Annotated in this window: 16 protein-coding genes; 9 read left to right on the forward strand and 7 right to left on the reverse strand. The window is 40.5% G+C overall.

Translation table 11 applies throughout. The annotated features are described in order from the left end of the window. Window positions 1–4: 4 nt before the first annotated feature. Entirely contained in the window at window positions 5–349 is a 345-nt protein-coding gene (locus D9K81_RS11670) for an SMR family transporter (protein ID WP_120374770.1), read from the forward strand. Then, window positions 349–912 carry a TetR/AcrR family transcriptional regulator gene (locus D9K81_RS11675; protein ID WP_120374771.1) on the forward strand — a complete coding sequence of 188 codons (564 nt, stop codon included), beginning with the start codon at window positions 349–351 and terminating at the stop codon, window positions 910–912. The genes D9K81_RS11670 and D9K81_RS11675 overlap by 1 nt, the downstream gene beginning before the upstream one ends. A 70-nt stretch (window positions 913–982) precedes the next feature. Here D9K81_RS11675 and leuE read toward each other — a convergent pair whose 3' ends face one another. The 3 genes from leuE to aceR form a co-directional block, all read right to left on the reverse strand. Continuing rightward, window positions 983–1,630 carry a leucine efflux protein LeuE gene (gene leuE, locus D9K81_RS11680; protein ID WP_120374772.1) on the reverse strand — a complete coding sequence of 216 codons (648 nt, stop codon included), beginning with the start codon at window positions 1,628–1,630 and terminating at the stop codon, window positions 983–985. Window positions 1,631–1,746: 116 nt separating this feature from the next. Next, window positions 1,747–2,736 (reverse strand): transaldolase, encoded by a 990-nt coding sequence (tal, locus tag D9K81_RS11685; protein ID WP_120374773.1) that lies wholly within the window; start codon window positions 2,734–2,736, stop codon window positions 1,747–1,749. Between the two features lie 89 nt (window positions 2,737–2,825). Beyond that, entirely contained in the window at window positions 2,826–3,716 is an 891-nt protein-coding gene (gene aceR, locus D9K81_RS11690) for an HTH-type transcriptional regulator AceR (RefSeq protein WP_120374774.1), read from the reverse strand. Between the two features lie 98 nt (window positions 3,717–3,814). Between aceR and aceI the strand changes: the two genes are divergently transcribed. Beyond that, window positions 3,815–4,246, forward strand: coding sequence for a chlorhexidine efflux PACE transporter AceI (aceI, locus tag D9K81_RS11695; RefSeq protein ID WP_120374775.1), 432 nt, complete (start codon window positions 3,815–3,817; stop codon window positions 4,244–4,246). Between the two features lie 92 nt (window positions 4,247–4,338). Here aceI and D9K81_RS11700 read toward each other — a convergent pair whose 3' ends face one another. Further along, on the reverse strand, window positions 4,339–5,862 hold the full coding sequence (locus D9K81_RS11700; RefSeq protein WP_120374776.1) for an acetyl-CoA C-acetyltransferase: 1,524 nt from the start codon (window positions 5,860–5,862) through the stop codon (window positions 4,339–4,341). A 241-nt stretch (window positions 5,863–6,103) separates the two neighbouring features. Here D9K81_RS11700 and D9K81_RS11705 point away from each other — a divergent pair, with 241 nt between their 5' ends. The 6 genes from D9K81_RS11705 (at window position 6,104) to dnaX (ending at window position 13,219) form a co-directional block, all read left to right on the forward strand. Then, on the forward strand, window positions 6,104–7,495 hold the full coding sequence (locus D9K81_RS11705; RefSeq protein WP_120374777.1) for a 3-oxoacyl-ACP reductase: 1,392 nt from the start codon (window positions 6,104–6,106) through the stop codon (window positions 7,493–7,495). Window positions 7,496–7,635: 140 nt separating this feature from the next. Then, a complete protein-coding gene (locus D9K81_RS11710) occupies window positions 7,636–8,490 on the forward strand; it encodes a MaoC family dehydratase (protein WP_120374778.1) in 855 nt (284 codons plus the stop codon). A 96-nt stretch (window positions 8,491–8,586) separates the two neighbouring features. Then, complete coding sequence (locus D9K81_RS11715; protein ID WP_120374833.1) at window positions 8,587–9,846, forward strand: serine hydrolase domain-containing protein; 1,260 nt, start codon at window positions 8,587–8,589, stop codon at window positions 9,844–9,846. A gap of 80 nt (window positions 9,847–9,926) precedes the next feature. Then, a complete protein-coding gene (locus tag D9K81_RS11720; RefSeq protein WP_171406920.1) occupies window positions 9,927–10,391 on the forward strand; it encodes a copper resistance protein NlpE N-terminal domain-containing protein in 465 nt (154 codons plus the stop codon). Window positions 10,392–10,468: 77 nt separating this feature from the next. Continuing rightward, complete coding sequence (locus tag D9K81_RS11725; protein WP_120374780.1) at window positions 10,469–10,894, forward strand: hypothetical protein; 426 nt, start codon at window positions 10,469–10,471, stop codon at window positions 10,892–10,894. A 105-nt stretch (window positions 10,895–10,999) separates the two neighbouring features. After that, complete coding sequence (gene dnaX / locus D9K81_RS11730) at window positions 11,000–13,219, forward strand: DNA polymerase III subunit gamma/tau (RefSeq protein WP_120374781.1); 2,220 nt, start codon at window positions 11,000–11,002, stop codon at window positions 13,217–13,219. A gap of 15 nt (window positions 13,220–13,234) precedes the next feature. Here dnaX and D9K81_RS11735 read toward each other — a convergent pair whose 3' ends face one another. The 3 genes from D9K81_RS11735 to D9K81_RS11745 form a co-directional block, all read right to left on the reverse strand. After that, a complete protein-coding gene (locus D9K81_RS11735; protein ID WP_120374782.1) occupies window positions 13,235–13,684 on the reverse strand; it encodes an acyl-CoA thioesterase in 450 nt (149 codons plus the stop codon). Between the two features lie 145 nt (window positions 13,685–13,829). Further along, window positions 13,830–14,642, reverse strand: a complete 813-nt coding sequence (locus D9K81_RS11740; protein ID WP_120374783.1) for an OmpW/AlkL family protein — start codon at window positions 14,640–14,642, stop codon at window positions 13,830–13,832. Window positions 14,643–14,952: 310 nt separating this feature from the next. Continuing rightward, a complete protein-coding gene (locus D9K81_RS11745) occupies window positions 14,953–16,113 on the reverse strand; it encodes an iron-containing alcohol dehydrogenase (protein WP_120374784.1) in 1,161 nt (386 codons plus the stop codon). Window positions 16,114–16,180 lie beyond the last annotated feature (67 nt).

A 16,180-nucleotide genomic window follows, 5' to 3' on the forward strand; every position in this document is an offset into this window, starting at 1 on the left:
TATAATGAATCCGCTTTATATGGCTTACGCGATGTTGGCATTGGCTATTATTACTGAGGTTACAGGGTCTACTTTTTTGGTAAAATCAGAAGGCTTTACAAAGCTTTGGCCGTCATTGGCTGTGGTTGTGCTCTTTAGTATTGCATTTTACTTACTATCACAGGTGATTAAAGTCATTCCGTTGGGTATTGCTTATGCCATTTGGGCAGGTGTGGGTATTATTTTAACGGCAATAGTCGGTTATTTTATTTTTAAACAAAACTTGGATATACCTGCCATGCTAGGTATCGGGCTGATTGTTTCAGGTGTGCTGGTGATTAACCTATTTTCAAATTCTACGGGGCATTAATGGAAAATCCTTACAAGCGTAAAAAAGAGCCTGAACGGGTAAGGCAACGTATTTTAGAGGTTGCTATTCAGCTCACTGCAGATAAGGGTTTATCGGGTGTTTCATTACAAGCGGTCGCAGATTTGTCTGGAATAACTAAAGGGGGTTTATTGCATCATTTTCCCAATAAACCTGCTTTAGTCCGTGCTGTGGTGAATACTGTTTTAAAAAAACTAGATCAGGCATTTGATGAGTATATGGCACAAGATCCTATAGCTTATGGCAGATTTACCCGTGCCTTTATTCACTTCACCTTACAGCGTGATACTCAAGGCATTGGTAGCCTGTGGACTGCTATTTCAATGGTAATGCTGACCGATCAAGCTTTTAATGCTCAGTGGATTGAATGGTTGAACGAACGTTTGGCTGTGCATGCCGATACAGACAGTGGTATGGATTTACAATTGCTCCGCTGTGCAGCGGACGGTTTATGGCTGACTATGTTTACTGGCGTAGATGATCCAGATGAAACGCAACGTTTAGAGTTGGAGATGATGCGCCGTACTTACATCAATGCGCCATAAAATCAGTTAAGGCAAAATGATTGTAGTCGTTAAAAAGATCCCCAATTTGTCTTAACCATGATTGCAGTGTTTAGAGTGATGAAAAAGCCAATTTCAGCCCAAAACCGCAAAATAGAATGCCGACACTTGCAACACAACTGGCGGTTAAACGTTTACGTGCAGTAAAGTATGACGCTAGTTTTGCACCTGAAAAAATCAAAATGGTTAAATAGCTCATGCTGATAATTTGTAATACGATGGCTAGTATTGAGAAGGTTAAAGCAGGGTAAGGATAATTTGGGTCAGCAAACTGTACGAAAAAAGACAGATAAAATAAAATCGCTTTGGGATTCAAAATGCTGATGGTGAGTGCAGTACGAAATGGTTTGAACTCAGAGAGATCCTCTTTTTGCTGTATTGCTTGAGGAGCATCTGCAGTACGCCAAGTATCATAAGCAGCCTTTAGAAGTTTTATGCCTAAGTAGCTCAGATAAGTCGCACCCACGACTTTTAATAAAATAAAGAGCAAAGGAAATGCATGCAGTAAAGATGCTGCACCTAAGGCTGTTAAAATAATCAGAATTAAATCACCACTATAGACACCCAAAGCACCTTTATAGCCTGCGCGAATACCGTAGCGTGAAGCAATGGTCATTACATAGATGGAGTTTGGACCGGGAAGTAGCACAATCAATGTTGTACCAATAATAAAGGTCGTTAAATCTGTAATGCCAAACACGAAATTTTGCCAATAAAAAACTGATGCCGTCAGTATAACAACATCAGTTTTAGTGTGGAGCAGATATCTGGTGAAATTGGAAAAATCACCTGATATTTATATGCTAAATCAGAGCATTAAACTTTAATTTCTTGTGATTTACCAAAAATTTGACGTAACAACTGACTGAGCTGTTCGCGAGCTTTGATAAATCCATCAATACCGCCTTGGAGTAATTGGAAAGACATTAAGTCTTTTTCCAGTTGAGCTTTAAATTCAGTTTCTGTGAGTGGGCTACTCGAGTGTTCTGTATGTGGATGCGTATGGTCCGCCGATAACTGTGCTTCTACTGTACGTTGGTCTTGTGCTAAAGCATCCAAAAGGTTTGGAGAGACAGTCAGTAAATCACATCCCGCTAAGCCCAGCACTTGATCCACACTACGGAAGCTTGCACCCATAATCTCGGTACGAATGCCATGTTGTTTATAGTAATGGTAAATTTGTTTTACAGACAATACACCGGGATCTTTATCAATTGGGTAATGATCTATATTTTCTGCTTTTTTGTACCAGTCTAAAATACGGCCAACAAAAGGAGAAATCAGCGTTACATTTGCATCTGCACAGGCTTGAGCTTGGTGCAGGCCAAACAATAGGGTGAGGTTACAGGGGATTCCTTCAGCTTCTAACACCTTAGCAGCCTGTATGCCTTCCCATGTCGATGCAATTTTAATTAAAATTCGATTTTGGTCTACGCCGTATTGAGCATATAACGCCAGCAATTCTTTTGCTTTTGCAATTGTCGCTTCTGTGTCATAAGACAAAGCCGCATCAACTTCTGTAGATACACGACCTTCAACAAGTTTCAAAATTTCAGCGCCAAACTTGACGGTTAAAATATCAATGGTGCGTTCAATCAACTCATCATGTACTAAGCCTTCTTGCTGTGCTTGTAGATAAGCTGCCTCAATTAAAGCCTTATTTTCAGGCTGGCTAGCAGCTGCTGTAATCAAAGAAGGATTGGTTGTTGCATCGAGTGGACGAAATTTTTCAATCGCAGTTAAGTCACTGCTGTCAGCAACAATAGTTGTCAAATTTTTTAATTGGTTTAAAGCAGAATGTGTCATTTAAATCTAGTTCTTAAAGTTATTGCCCTTCATTTAGTTATAACACAAAGTCTGAATAGCTAAAGTGGCTGTGGTTATTTTTAAGACATTTAAACCATATTTTTACGTAGTTCTCTTACATAATCTATCAAAAAACGAGCGGCCGTGCCTTGAACGCTCTCCCGATTCCAAACTAAATCTACAAAATATTCAAACTTAGGCGTGAAATCTGAAAAATTTAAAATCTGTAATTGTTGCTTTAAAAGCGGATTTTCATCCAGCATTTCTATGGGTAATACGCCCCATCCCAAATTTTGTAAAATCATGGCACAAGCAGAATGATGATTGTCTGTACGCCAATAGTTTTTTGAGAATAACAGTTCGGGTTGAATATTGCGGTCACGACTGGCTACGACAATTTGTCGAGATTGTAAAATTTGTTCAAAACTTTGTTGCTTAAATTGTGCTAAAGCATAACGCTTGGCTGCAACAGGAATCAAAGCTTGTCGTTTGAGCTCAATGAATTGCTCATTACTTTCAAGCTGTTCACGTTCAAACATGAGTGCAAATTGTGCTGTTCCGTTTATTAACATTTTTTGTGCATCTTCTTGTGGTGCAGTAAAAATATTAATTTGTAAGCTTGGGAATTCGGCTTCTAACGCAGCAATGTAGTCTGTCCAATGGGTATGTAATAGTTCTGAAACCACCACTATATTGAGTTCTGACTCAAGCCCTGTACTGAGCGATAAGGCCAGTTGTTTCCACTGATTCATTTCTATTAAGAGTTGTTGTGCTTTTTCAAACAGAACTTTTGCATGCGCGGTAGGCACGGGTTCACGGCCTATACGTTCAAAGAGTTGCAAATTTAAATCGATTTCTAAGTTGGCAATCGACATGCTGACTGCTGAAGGGACTTTGCCTAATGCACGTGCAGCAGCAGAGAATGATCCAGTTTCCATCACGGTTTTAAAAATAATCAGTTGGTCTTGATTTAAGTTCATGTGGTTTTCCTATCAAAAATATTGAAAGAATCTGACTCGATTAATCAATCATATAAAAATAGAATAGCTAACACTACTGAAATATAGAGAATTAAATCATGTTGATTTCCAAGAGAAGGATTGTTCATGCGCTGAGCTATGAAATTATCCTGTTGGTGATCATTGCAATCGCATTAAGCTTTATCTTTCATGTTCCTTTGGAAGTTACTGGAACATTAGGTATTGCTATGGCTGTAACATCGGTTATTTGGAATATGACCTTTAACCATTTTTTTGAAAAATTTGAAGCGAAACGTAAACTGAAAAGAACTATAGGCGTACGTTTGATGCATGCTATTGGTTTTGAAGGCGGTTTAATGCTTGCGACTATTCCAATGGTGGCATACGCCTTAAATATGTCTTTAGGACAAGCATTTATTACCGATTTAAGTTTGACCTTATGTATCTTGGTGTACACCTTTATTTTCCAATGGTGTTACGACTATATTGAAGCTCAGTTAGGTTATCAGCCTGCACATAGATCTTCATAATGGACAACACAGGATATTTTGTAGATTAAGAAATATTATGCCAAAAAAAAGCACCTGAAATCAGGTGCTTTTTTTAATCGCGATAGGTGTAATTATTTTTCAACTATTGCAGTTACGCCTTGACCACCAGCTGCACAGATCGAGATTAATACACGACCTGAACCTTTTTCATTTAGTAACTTCGCAGCAGTCGCTAAAATACGACCACCAGTTGCAGCGAATGGGTGGCCTGCAGCCAAAGAAGAACCTTTTACGTTTAACTTCGTACGGTCAATTGAACCCAATGGTGCTTCTAAGCCTAAACGTTCTTTACAGAATTTAGGATCTTCCCACGCTTTAAGCGTAGACAATACTTGAGATGCAAATGCTTCATGAATTTCGTAGTAGTCGAAATCTTGTAGTGTGATGCCCGCGCGCTCAAGCATGCGTGGAACTGCATAAGCAGGTGCCATTAATAAGCCTTCTTTCTTGCCAACGAAGTCTACAGCTGCAGTTTCTTGGAAAGTTAAGTAAGCCAAAACTTCATGACCGTTTTCTTTCGCCCATTCTTCAGATGCTAAAAGTACACAAGATGCACCATCTGTTAATGGAGTAGAGTTCCCAGCCGTCATTGTACGACCGTCGCCTTTACCAAATACAGGTTTAAGCTTAGCAAGTTTTTCTACAGAAGAATCTGGACGTAAGTTGTTGTCGCGGTCTAAACCAAGGAAAGGCGTAATTAGGTCATCAAAGAAACCTTCATCATAAGCCTTTGCCATTTTTTGATGAGATGTTGCGGCAAGCTCGTCTTGCGCTTCGCGAGGAATACCCCATTCAAGTGCAGTAATTGCTTGGTGATCACCCATAGAAAGGCCAGTACGTGGTTCACCGTTCTTTGGTGCATCCATTAAATCTTTTACATTAATTTTGGTTAATGCTTTCAGGCGGTCTTTACCTGTTTTTGCAATATTGAGTTCAAGCAATGCTTTACGCAGACCGTCACCAAAAGCAATTGGCGCATCAGATGTCGTATCTACACCGCCAGCAACACCCACTTCAATTTGGCCGAGTGCAATTTTATTGGCAACAAGGAAGGCCGCTTGCAAACCAGTACCACACGCTTGCTGAATATCGTAAGCAGGTGTTTCTGGAGCGAGTTCTGTGTTTAACACACATTCACGGGTCATGTTAAAGTCACGGCTGTGTTTTAAAACTGCGCCTGCTACGACTTCGCCTAAGCGCTGACCTTGCAGGTTGAAACGTTCAACCAAGCCATTTAAAGCAGCTGTAAACATGTCAGAGTTTGAAGCTGTGAAAAAAGCACCATTTGAACGTGCAAATGGAATGCGGTTACCGCCAATGATAGCTACGCGGCGAACTGTATTTTGGCTCATGTGTTTTTCCTGTTGAACAGAAGTTTGAGTTGTTTGTTTTGAAGCTGTAGTTTTAGACGCTGTACTTTTACTGCTGCTGCGCGACGCTGTAGAGCGTGTGCGGGCAGGTTTAGCGCTTGCTGCTGATTTGTCCGTTGTACTGGTTTTTCGGGTAGTGCGGTTAGATGTGGTTTTTGATGGTTTTGACACATCTGATTCAGCAGAAGTTTCGACTGCTGGATTTTCTTGAGTAGTTTTGCTCATAAGGCTTTTCCAAGCATGTAAAAGTGTTTCTGAGGGCTACATTATCATAAACTCAGGAGTGCTGAATTGACTGGAATGACATTGCAGAATGCATTCAGGTCAAGTCATATCGGCATTAACTCAAGTATGATTCAATAGAAACTGATGGAGCTATTGAAATATAAGGCCAATAACATCATATTGAAGTTTAAAGGATATCTTCAAATCCATCAAAAAATTAATTTATTTGAGAGATAAAAACATGAGTGACCAATACCAAGCATTTGCAAAATCTCCAATTGGTAAATTTGTCATTAAAAATTTAGGATTGCCATCACCGACTTTCCTAGAGCGTTTTGAATCTGCTTCTCCTGTGGTGAAAGGCGCTATTTTAGTCGGCGCTGCGCCAAACAGTACTTTGGCTGGTTCTATTGCTCAAGTTTTGGCAAATGTACATGCCAATGGTTATGCAGGTAATAATACTGAATTACAGCAAGCTGCAGCTAAAGCAGGCTTGAACTTGAGCGCTTTTAATGACGGCGACAAAGAATCTAAATTTAAAGTGGTTGTATTTGATGCTTCTGGCATTGAAAACTCAGAACAACTACACGAGTTATATGCATTCTTTAATCCAATCGCACGCCAAGTCCAAGCATCTGGTCGTGTGGTTGTTGTGGGTACAACACCTGAAACAGCTAAAACTGCAAAACAAGCGATCGCACAGCGCGCACTTGAAGGTTTTGTAAAATCAGTGGGTAAAGAATTCAAAAAAGGCATTGCAGCTAATCTTATCTATGTTGATGCTGGCGCAGAAGCGAACCTTGAATCTGCACTTCGTTTTGCTATTTCTCCGCGTTCAGCGTATGTGTCTGGCCAAGTGATTCGCGTATCTCAAGCGGAAACTGTTGATATTGACTGGACCAAACCACTTGCGGGTAAAACAGCTGTAGTTACAGGTGCAAGCCGTGGTATTGGTGAAGCAATTGCGCATGTACTTTCTCGTGATGGCGCGCATGTCATTTGTTTAGATGTGCCACAACAACAAGCTGACCTTGACCGTGTGGCAGGTGCAATTGGTGGTTCAACACTTGCAATTGACATTACTGCAGCGGATGCTGGCGAAAAAATTAAAACAGCTGCTGCGGCACAAGGTGGTTTAGATATCATTGTGCATAATGCAGGTATTACACGTGACAAAACGTTGGCAAATATGAAGCCTGAGCTTTGGGACTTGGTAATTAACATTAACTTGTCTGCAATTGAGCGTGTTAATGATTACTTACTGGGTAATGATGGCTTCAATGCAAATGGCCGTATTGTTTGTGTATCGTCTATTTCTGGTATTGCGGGTAACTTGGGTCAAACCAACTATGCAGCATCTAAAGCAGGTGTGATTGGAGTGGTTAAATTTACTGCGCCTACGCTAACTAATGGTGTGACAATTAACGCCGTAGCGCCTGGTTTCATTGAAACTCAAATGACTGCAGCCATTCCATTTGCAATCCGCGAAGCTGGTCGTCGTATGAACTCAATGAGCCAAGGTGGTTTACCTGTTGATGTTGCAGAAACGATTGCCTTGTTTGCTTCAACAGCATCTACAGGCCTGAACGGTAACGTGGTTCGTGTTTGTGGTCAAAGCTTGCTAGGTGCTTAACACATTAAAGTTCTCTCCTTTAGGGGAAGAGAATTTAGGAGAGGGAGAGAAAGGGAATATTATTAACCCTCTCTCTAGCTCTCTCCTAGAGGGAGAGAGAACTCCATGAAACAAATTAGAAAACTTCTCAAAGGTTCAGTATGAATACTCGCCATTTTAGTCAACTTCCAAAACCTTATCTGGCTTATCCAAAAGTCATTCAAGGCTTGATTTTTAAAAAGCCGAAAGGTGAAAAAGTGCTACCGCAAGTTGAATATGTGGTGGATTCATTTCAAGTCGATTCAAAACATTTAAAAGCGTACAACGAAGTTTGCGGTTTTAAAAATAACGGCTATATTCCGGCTATTTACTTGGCTGTGTTGTCGCAAAGTTTACAAATGCACATGATGACAACAGAAGCATTTCCATTTGCAATTCTTGGATTAGTGCATATTCGCAATCAAGTGAAGCAAACGCGTAAAGTTGGGGTCAATGAACAATTGAGCTTGTCGTGTAAATTTGGTGAATTAAAACCACATGACAAAGGTGTACAGTTTGATTTTATTACCACGGCAAAAGTCGGCAACGACGTTGTGGTTGAATCATTGACGACGTATTTAGCACGTCAAAAAACCGATGTAAAAGGCACAGCTAAAGCATCTGAAAATAAAACTCCAGATTATCAGTTAGTAGGTGAGTGGAATGTCTCTGAAAATACAGGACGTCGTTACGCATTGACTTCTGGTGACTTTAACCTCATTCATATCCATGCCGTGACAGCAAAAGCATTTGGTTTTAAACAAGCCATTGCACATGGTATGTGGAGTAAAGCGAAAGCGTTGGCAAATTTAAGCTTGCCAGATGCGTATGAAGCTGATGTTTGGTTTAAGCTTCCAATGTATCTACCTTCAAAAGTTGAATTTTTAACAGCGGTGAATACTTCAGAAACTGATTTTATGATCCGAAGTGCAAAAAATAAAAAACCGCATGTGACGGGTTCAGTCACAGCGCTGTAAGCTTAAAAGCCCGATGTATTCAATGTATCGGGCTTTTTTTCTGCCTGAAAATATGTCATATCATTCGCGTATGACAGAATTTGGAGTTCAATGGATATGAACCAGCTGAAAGAAATTTTATGTGCAAATGCTGAAAATTATTGGGGTGAAGTTGATACTACATTTCAAGATGTTGCGCGACTATTTAGCCGTTTGCAGGATGCACGTAGCACACAAGGTGGCGCGGCCCTGTGCGTATATTTTAAAGGCCGTAAAGTACTGGAAATTTGTACAGGTCAAAAATCTACGGATGAAAAATGGCAGTCCGATACACTCTCTATTTGTTATTCCACGGGTAAAGGCGTATTGGCCACGCTGGCGCATATTTTAGTCAGTGAAGGTTTGATTAATTATGACGTGCCTATTAGCCACTATTGGCCTGAATTTGCGAAAAATGGTAAACATCACATCACGCTTCGGCATATTTTGAGCCATCAAAGTGGTTTATACGACATCCGTAATAATATTGATCAAGCAGTTGAAATGGCAAACTGGCCACACATGCTTCAAGTCATGGAAAGAATGACACCACGCTTTGGGTTGGGTGAAGACATGGCCTACCAGCCATTGACCTTTGGTTGGCTAGTAGGTGGAGTACTTGAAAAAGCGACCCAACGAAGTTTGTCTGAATTAATGCAACAGTATTTAGTCCAGCCTTTGGCGTTGGATGGCGCGTATTTTGGTGTACCACATGATCAACTTGAGCGTGTCGCTCGGTTACTTCCGAAAGTATCGCGTTTAAATCATGCAGATAAACAAAAATCTTCTCAGCCATCTAAGCCACGTAAAGTATCACCCCTAGATAAACTGATTGAGCTTAGTGGTCAAAATCCACAAGATTTTCAGGATGCGATGATTCCTAAAGGCATGAAGCATTTTAGCTTTTTTAGTGATGAAGGCATGCAGGCGGTCATTCCAGCAGCCAATGGTGCTTTTACAGCAGCAAGCTTGGCTAAAATGTACGCCATGCTGGCAAATCATGGGGTATGGAATGGTCAAACTTTGATTAAACCCGAAGTTTTTAGTCTACTCAGCACGATCCAGAGTAAAAAGCGTGACCGAATTATGCCGTTGCCCATGCATTGGCGTTTGGGTTATCACCGTGTGTTAAGTTTGGGCAAATCTTCAAATGGATTTGGCCATATTGGGTTTAATGGTTCAGGGGCATGGTGTGACCCAGCGCGTGATTTAAGCTTTGCTTATACACATAACTTTCCAACAGGCTCATTGACTGGGGATTACCGTTTATGGGCGCTCACGCAGGAAGTACTGCGCTGTGCAGATCAGCTTTTAATAGGTAAAAAAGGCTGGTTTTAACCCAATTAAACTACTTTTATAAAGTGTTTCTGCAGGATTATATTATTTTTGCAGGCACTTTATTGATGGTTTGTTTAATCATGTCTGCAATCCGACTTCTCCCGCTTATTGCAATTTCTGGTGCATCAGCAGTTTTAACTGGCTGTCAGGATACTGAGCATGGCACAAAAAGCATTGATCAAAATACTGTGCAAGAAAGTGTTCAGCCCAAACCTGTATGGGCGGGTAGCTATCAAGGTCATACACCGTGTTTAAGCTGTTCTGCTTTATGCGAAGAATGCGAGGGTATGTCGGTTAAATTAACCTTAAAAGAAGATATGCAATATGAGCTACAGCGTATCAGTATGAGTGGCAATGACATATCTGAAACATTGACTGGTCGGATGCTGTTTAAAGATGAAGCAAAAACTCAGTTGGAACTTGTTGGTGTCTCTAAGCGCAATCTATTATTGGTGAACGTTGCAAAGCATGAAGTAGAAATCCGAATGGATCAGAGTGCTAAAGCCTATGCATCACAACAGGATTTCCTCATGGGCGCCGTATAGCATTTAAAAACTATTCTACTGTTCTCTAATTTTTAAAAATGTACACTGCTAAAAGTTGAAATAACAGGAAATACGCAATGCTGAAATCTTATGTGGAATTTAGAACTGAATTATTTCCGCCGTGTTCAGAAAATACGGATGAATGGGAAGGTGCTGTTTGGGGGCGTTCATTAGCCACCTACTTAAATACAGAGCTACAAAAGCGGGGCCTTCCCAGTGCAGGTATTCAGGCTGAAGACTGGGGCTATGTGGTAAATTTTGAAGCGCCATTTCATGAAGATATTTGGCTAGGCTGTGGCAAATATGATGAATATCCAGATGGTTTCCTGCTGATGATTGAGCCTAAAAATCCAATCATTAAAAAATGGTTTAAACCAAATATTGATGTCACAGAGCAGCTTGAGCAGTTAATCCAAGCTTTGGATCAGATTCTGCAACAGAATGAAGCAGTGCATGATGTCAAATGGTGGACAGCAACAGAGTTTGAAAATCCAAAAAGATGAATGCCCAATTACCTGAATAAATGGCATTGGCATACATCTTCTGTGTTTTTTCATTCACTCAGTGTCAAAAAAACAGTATCCTTATGCATGTGAAAAGGAGCATACATGTATCAAGTACTTGCGCGAAAATATCGTCCCCGCAATTTTAATGAGCTGGTTGGTCAAAACCATGTCTCACGCGCATTAACTAGCGCTTTAGACCGTGGCCGTCTGCATCATGCCTATTTGTTTACAGGGACACGTGGTGTAGGTAAAACCACCATTGCGCGTATTTTGGCGAAGTGCTTGAACTGCGAAACAGGGATTACCTCTACGCCATGTGAAGTGTGTGCGACTTGTAAGTCGGTCAATGAAGGCCGTTTTATCGATTTGATCGAAATTGATGCTGCTTCACGTACCAAGGTAGAAGATACGCGTGAATTGCTCGACAACGTACCTTATGCACCAACCCAAGGACGATTTAAGGTCTACTTAATTGACGAAGTGCACATGCTGTCTACGCATTCATTTAACGCACTTCTAAAAACCTTAGAAGAACCACCAGAGCATGTGAAATTCCTCTTCGCCACAACAGATCCTCAAAAGTTACCCATCACAGTTATTTCGCGTTGCTTGCAATTTACGCTACGCCCCTTGGCTGTAGACGAAATTACATCGCACTTAACTGATGTATTGCAAAAAGAAAGCATAGAAGCGGAGCAGGATGCGATTTGGCAAATTGCTGAATCTGCGCAAGGCTCTTTGCGTGATGCGATGTCGTTAACCGACCAAGCGATTGCTTATGGCCAAGGTGCTATTCAGCATCAGGATGTTAAAGACATGCTGGGCTTGATTGACCGTACAATCATTTATGATCTAATTTTAGCAATACACCAAAATCAGCAAGCGCGTATTAGCGAATTGTTAATGCAATTCCGTCAGCAAGCACTCGATGTTTCTATGGTGCTAGATCAATTGATTTCGACACTGCATGAATTGGCATTACTACAGTATCTGCCAGATTTAGCATTAAAATACAGTGCTGAAATTAACCAAAAAATTATGCGCCTGTCGCAACAAGTTACAGCGCAAGATTTACAACTGTATTATCAAATTGCTTGTAAAGGTCGTGCCGATTTACAAATGGCGGTTACACAAGAGCAAGGTTTTGAAATGACCGTGCTACGCTTGCTGGCTTTCCGTCCTATGCAACCGAATGAAGTGCCTGTTTCAGCAGTCGTGCAAACCGTACAGCCAGTTGCAAGTGTTGAGCAGATGCCTGTTAGCGAACAGCTAACACCACAAAGTAGTCCAGCTGAAGTCCGTACATCAGTATTAGCGACAGATGCACCTGCAACGCAAGATATTAAAAACGAGTCGCTAAATTCTGATGATTTCTTCTCTGATGAATATGATGATGAACAAGATGAGTTCGCATCAAAGACGGATGTGAATGAGCCTTCATCAGATGATTTTCTGGATGAACCAGCGTTAGATACAACTCCAGTTGTGGAACAAAGTCTGCAAGCTCAAGTAGCGCCTGAAATTGACATTCCACAAACCAAATCAGCACATACGCAAAATGCGGATGTATCTCAGGTAGAAAAGGTAGAGTCATCTGATCAAATTATTTTCGATCCATCTCATGGTGAAACATTATTTGGTTTAGATGCTTTGGCAGGAAACGATCAGGTTGTAGATTTAACACCAGACTATGCTTTTGAATCTATTGCACCTTTAGATGAGCATGTAGCTGAAAATAGTGTTGGTGCTGATATCTCTGGTGAACCTGTTTCAGCTGACGTGGCAGATAATCTATTTGCACAACGCATAACAGAGGAACCAGCAGTAGTAAGTACTATACAGGCTGAAATACAACAGCAGATGCATAGTCCAGCAGTTGTAACTGCATCAGCTCTAAGTCATTTAATGCCACAGGATATTTTGAAACTGCCTGTGCAAGACCTGCAAGGAGAATGGACTGTAGATAAATGGGAATATTGGTTCCGTCATAGCGATTTATCACCTGCTGTACAAGAGTTGGCTCAACATGGCGTGATGATTGGTACGATTGATGGTGAAAGTAGTTTCCATATTCCTAAAAAATACGAACAACTACTCAACCAAATGCAGCATTTATTAGAACAAGCCTTACACAGTGTTTGGCCTGCAACACGATTTAATGTGGTGTATGGAGATGTAAGTGAACGCACGCCTTATGTGCTTTTAAATGCACGTAAAGAGCAAGCGTATGTTCGTGCTTCAGAATTGTTGCATAATGAGCCTACAGTGAAATCCTTAATTCAAGCATTTAATGGTGAATTACAAAATATTCAACTGAAATAATGATTTTGAAATGCATTATTCTGCGTGATTTAAATCAATAAGATAATGTACTAGGGCATCTCGCATTTCTGATGGAATCGGGGTGCTTTTTTTATGTGTGCGCTCAACAAAAACATGCACAAAATTACCTTGAGCAGAGGCATGATCTTGTCCTTGTTTAAAAATCGCCAAGTCATAAATTAAAGAAGAGTTTCCAATTTTTTCAATCGCAACGCCCACTTCAATAATTTCTGGATAGCTGAGCTCTTGCATAAAATTGCAGGATGAGCTGACCACGAGCCCAATAATGGGTGAGTGGTGAATATCAAAACCCGCTTTTTGAATTAATAAAGCATTGGCTGCTGTATCAAAGTAACTGTAATAGGTAACATTATTCACATGTCCGTATAGATCGTTATCTGCCCAACGGGTTTGAATGGGAAATATAAAAGCATATTGATGGCGCAGTCTAATTTTAGGTTTCATTTGAGTCTATTTTTATGAAGTATTAGGTGTTTTACGTTGCTGGGGCAGTTTATTCAAGTAAAAAAAAGCCATTCAAGCAATTTGAATGGCTATGGCAAAATGAAAACTTCAAAAAATTAAAGCATTGAGTGTTTTTAATATTGCATTAGAAACGATAGCCTAGACCTAAATAGGTCACCACTGGGTTAATTTCAATTTTACTTGAGCCAAATAATACTGTGTCGCGGTCACCTGTATTGCTGTTGCCAATCACATTCAGTTTTGCCTGAGTAGAAAGGTGAGCATAACTTACAGAGGCTGTACCAAACCAATTTTTAGTCAAGTTGACATCTACACCTACAGTAGCAACGGGTGCAAATGCATCATCGACTTTGACTTTACCTAATTCAGGCTTGAGTAAACCGCCTACCAACTGATTATGGGTTTGGAGCTCCGTATTCACAGCAGGATCTACTTTTACATTGCTAAAATGCGCATACATGACACCAGCACCCACATAAGGCCGAATACGATTGTTAATGGAACCAAAATGATAACGTGCAGTAAATGTTGGGGTGTATGCATCGGTTGTTGCAATTTTATTGAATTGTTCTAAGTTTGCAACGGAACCTACAAGAGGAAGGGTGATTTCGCCCTTACCAGCCAATTCCATTTTGGGTGGCGCGCCTAGAACTAATTCGAGGGATACATTGTCATTCACAAAATAATCAAGCATTAAGCCTGCGGTATCCGCATTTTGCACTTCAAAACCAGCATTTGGTGAAGATGCCTCTTGAGCACCTAAAATAGGTGTTTTATCAGTGGTGCTACCTGAAATACCTTGAGCGCTACTTTGAGGCATGACGTGTAACCAACCTGCGGAAACGGCCCATGTTTTACCATCGGAAGTGGCTGCATGAACCAAAGGCATTGCACCAAAAAGTGCGACCATGAGGACTGATTTTTTAATATGATTCATTTGCTTTTCCTTAGTCTGTATTACCACATACCGTTACAAATCCTGAAACGGTTTTCACTATAAGTTTATGCAGTTCATACATGAAAAAGCTTAAGAAATAAGAAAAATTACAATGTTAATGACGTTAATTAAAAATATGAATGTCGTAAAATTTGTTAAAAAACAATCGAATTATTTTTGATTATTTTTCAATCAATGCCTAATGTGTTGAATTCGAATATATAAATAACTCAGGATTTAATCTATTTAATAAACGGTAAAAGTATAGGAATGTCGAATTCATCACAGCTAGACAATCATAAAGTATTATTTAAGCGTAAATTGAGTTGTAAATCTGTAGAGCATCCTGCTGTTGTAGAGGGCGTGGGTTATTTTGCAAGAGCCGAGTTTGTAACATCGCATCTGTCGCTAGCTCGCTTAATTTTGCATGTGGAATATTCAGTTGTTGCAGTTTGAGAGTGAGCCCACTGTGGTCAAGATGATTTTGCATGTGATCGATAAATAAATCGCATAAACCTGCGGTACAGCCTGTGCTGTAAGGATCGAGCCATTGCATAAGCTCTGCATAATGAGCTTTGGCTTCTGGGGCATTAAATTTAAGCACTTCAGTGAGCACTAAGGCATTGCTATGGCCATGTGAAATATGAAAATGCCCACCCAGTGGATAGGCTAAAGCATGCACTGCACCCACAGGCGCATTGGCAAAGGCCTGACCAGCAAGCATTGAGCCTACCAGCATGTTTTGCCGTGCTTCAAGGTTACTACCATCTTTGAGCACTAAAGGAAGATTTTTATTTAATAGGCGCAGAGCTTGTTTGGCCAACATATCTACATAAGGGTTTTTCTTTACTTTAGATGTATAGGCTTCTATGGCATGCACCATCGCATCTATACCTGTAGCTGCTGTAATAGACGGCGGTAAATTTTGAGTGAAGTTTGCATCTAGAATTGCGACATCGGCATAAAGTACAGGCGAAACTATCCCAGTTTTAGTGGTCTCACCAGTGGTCACAATTGAAATAGGGGTGACTTCTGAGCCTGTACCTGCAGTGGTCGGGACTAAAATCAAAGGAAGGCGAGGTCGTTTGGCATGACCAACCCCGTATAGGTCTTGAATACGCTGTTGTTGATCGGGATGTGCCAATACTGCAATGATTTTTGCGACATCTAAGGAGCTACCTCCACCGAAGCCGAGCACAAAATCAATTTTTTCATGTTGAGCAAATTTTACGGCATCAAGGACTAAATGCTCGGGAGGATCTGCTTGTACATTAGAATAAATAATATAGTCTTGCTGAAGTGTTTCTAAAATTTCCACAATAGGTAAATGAAGCTGATGTACTAACATGCCAGGGTCGGTCACCATTAACACGCGTTTAGGTTTAAAGTCATTGAGCAGATTTTTGAGCTCAATAATTGAACCCAAACCAGAAATAATATTACCGACGGTTTGAAACTGAAATTGGCTCATGAGGTTATCCTTATTTTTTATATCTAAATGCGTATTATTGTTGAGGGTTGATATAGGATTCATCCTT

The organism is Acinetobacter chengduensis, from assembly GCF_003664645.1.
Taxonomy (GTDB): Bacteria; Pseudomonadota; Gammaproteobacteria; order Pseudomonadales; family Moraxellaceae; genus Acinetobacter; species Acinetobacter chengduensis.

Excerpts from the sequence above, each read along its gene's own strand:
- aceR (WP_120374774.1), bottom strand. The coding sequence starts at position 3,716 with ATGAACTTAAATCAAGACCAACTGATTATTTTTAAAACCGTGATGGAA.
- D9K81_RS11740 (WP_120374783.1), bottom strand. The coding sequence starts at position 14,642 with ATGAATCATATTAAAAAATCAGTCCTCATGGTCGCACTTTTTGGTGCA.
- D9K81_RS11715 (WP_120374833.1), top strand. The coding sequence starts at position 8,587 with ATGAACCAGCTGAAAGAAATTTTATGTGCAAATGCTGAAAATTATTGG.
- D9K81_RS11720 (WP_171406920.1), top strand. The coding sequence starts at position 9,927 with ATGTCTGCAATCCGACTTCTCCCGCTTATTGCAATTTCTGGTGCATCA.
- D9K81_RS11670 (WP_120374770.1), top strand. The coding sequence starts at position 5 with ATGAATCCGCTTTATATGGCTTACGCGATGTTGGCATTGGCTATTATT.
- D9K81_RS11735 (WP_120374782.1), bottom strand. The coding sequence starts at position 13,684 with ATGAAACCTAAAATTAGACTGCGCCATCAATATGCTTTTATATTTCCC.
- D9K81_RS11675 (WP_120374771.1), top strand. The coding sequence starts at position 349 with ATGGAAAATCCTTACAAGCGTAAAAAAGAGCCTGAACGGGTAAGGCAA.
- tal (WP_120374773.1), bottom strand. The coding sequence starts at position 2,736 with ATGACACATTCTGCTTTAAACCAATTAAAAAATTTGACAACTATTGTT.
- D9K81_RS11700 (WP_120374776.1), bottom strand. The coding sequence starts at position 5,862 with ATGAGCAAAACTACTCAAGAAAATCCAGCAGTCGAAACTTCTGCTGAA.
- aceI (WP_120374775.1), top strand. The coding sequence starts at position 3,815 with ATGTTGATTTCCAAGAGAAGGATTGTTCATGCGCTGAGCTATGAAATT.
- dnaX (WP_120374781.1), top strand. The coding sequence starts at position 11,000 with ATGTATCAAGTACTTGCGCGAAAATATCGTCCCCGCAATTTTAATGAG.
- D9K81_RS11745 (WP_120374784.1), bottom strand. The coding sequence starts at position 16,113 with ATGAGCCAATTTCAGTTTCAAACCGTCGGTAATATTATTTCTGGTTTG.
- D9K81_RS11710 (WP_120374778.1), top strand. The coding sequence starts at position 7,636 with ATGAATACTCGCCATTTTAGTCAACTTCCAAAACCTTATCTGGCTTAT.
- D9K81_RS11725 (WP_120374780.1), top strand. The coding sequence starts at position 10,469 with ATGCTGAAATCTTATGTGGAATTTAGAACTGAATTATTTCCGCCGTGT.
- D9K81_RS11705 (WP_120374777.1), top strand. The coding sequence starts at position 6,104 with ATGAGTGACCAATACCAAGCATTTGCAAAATCTCCAATTGGTAAATTT.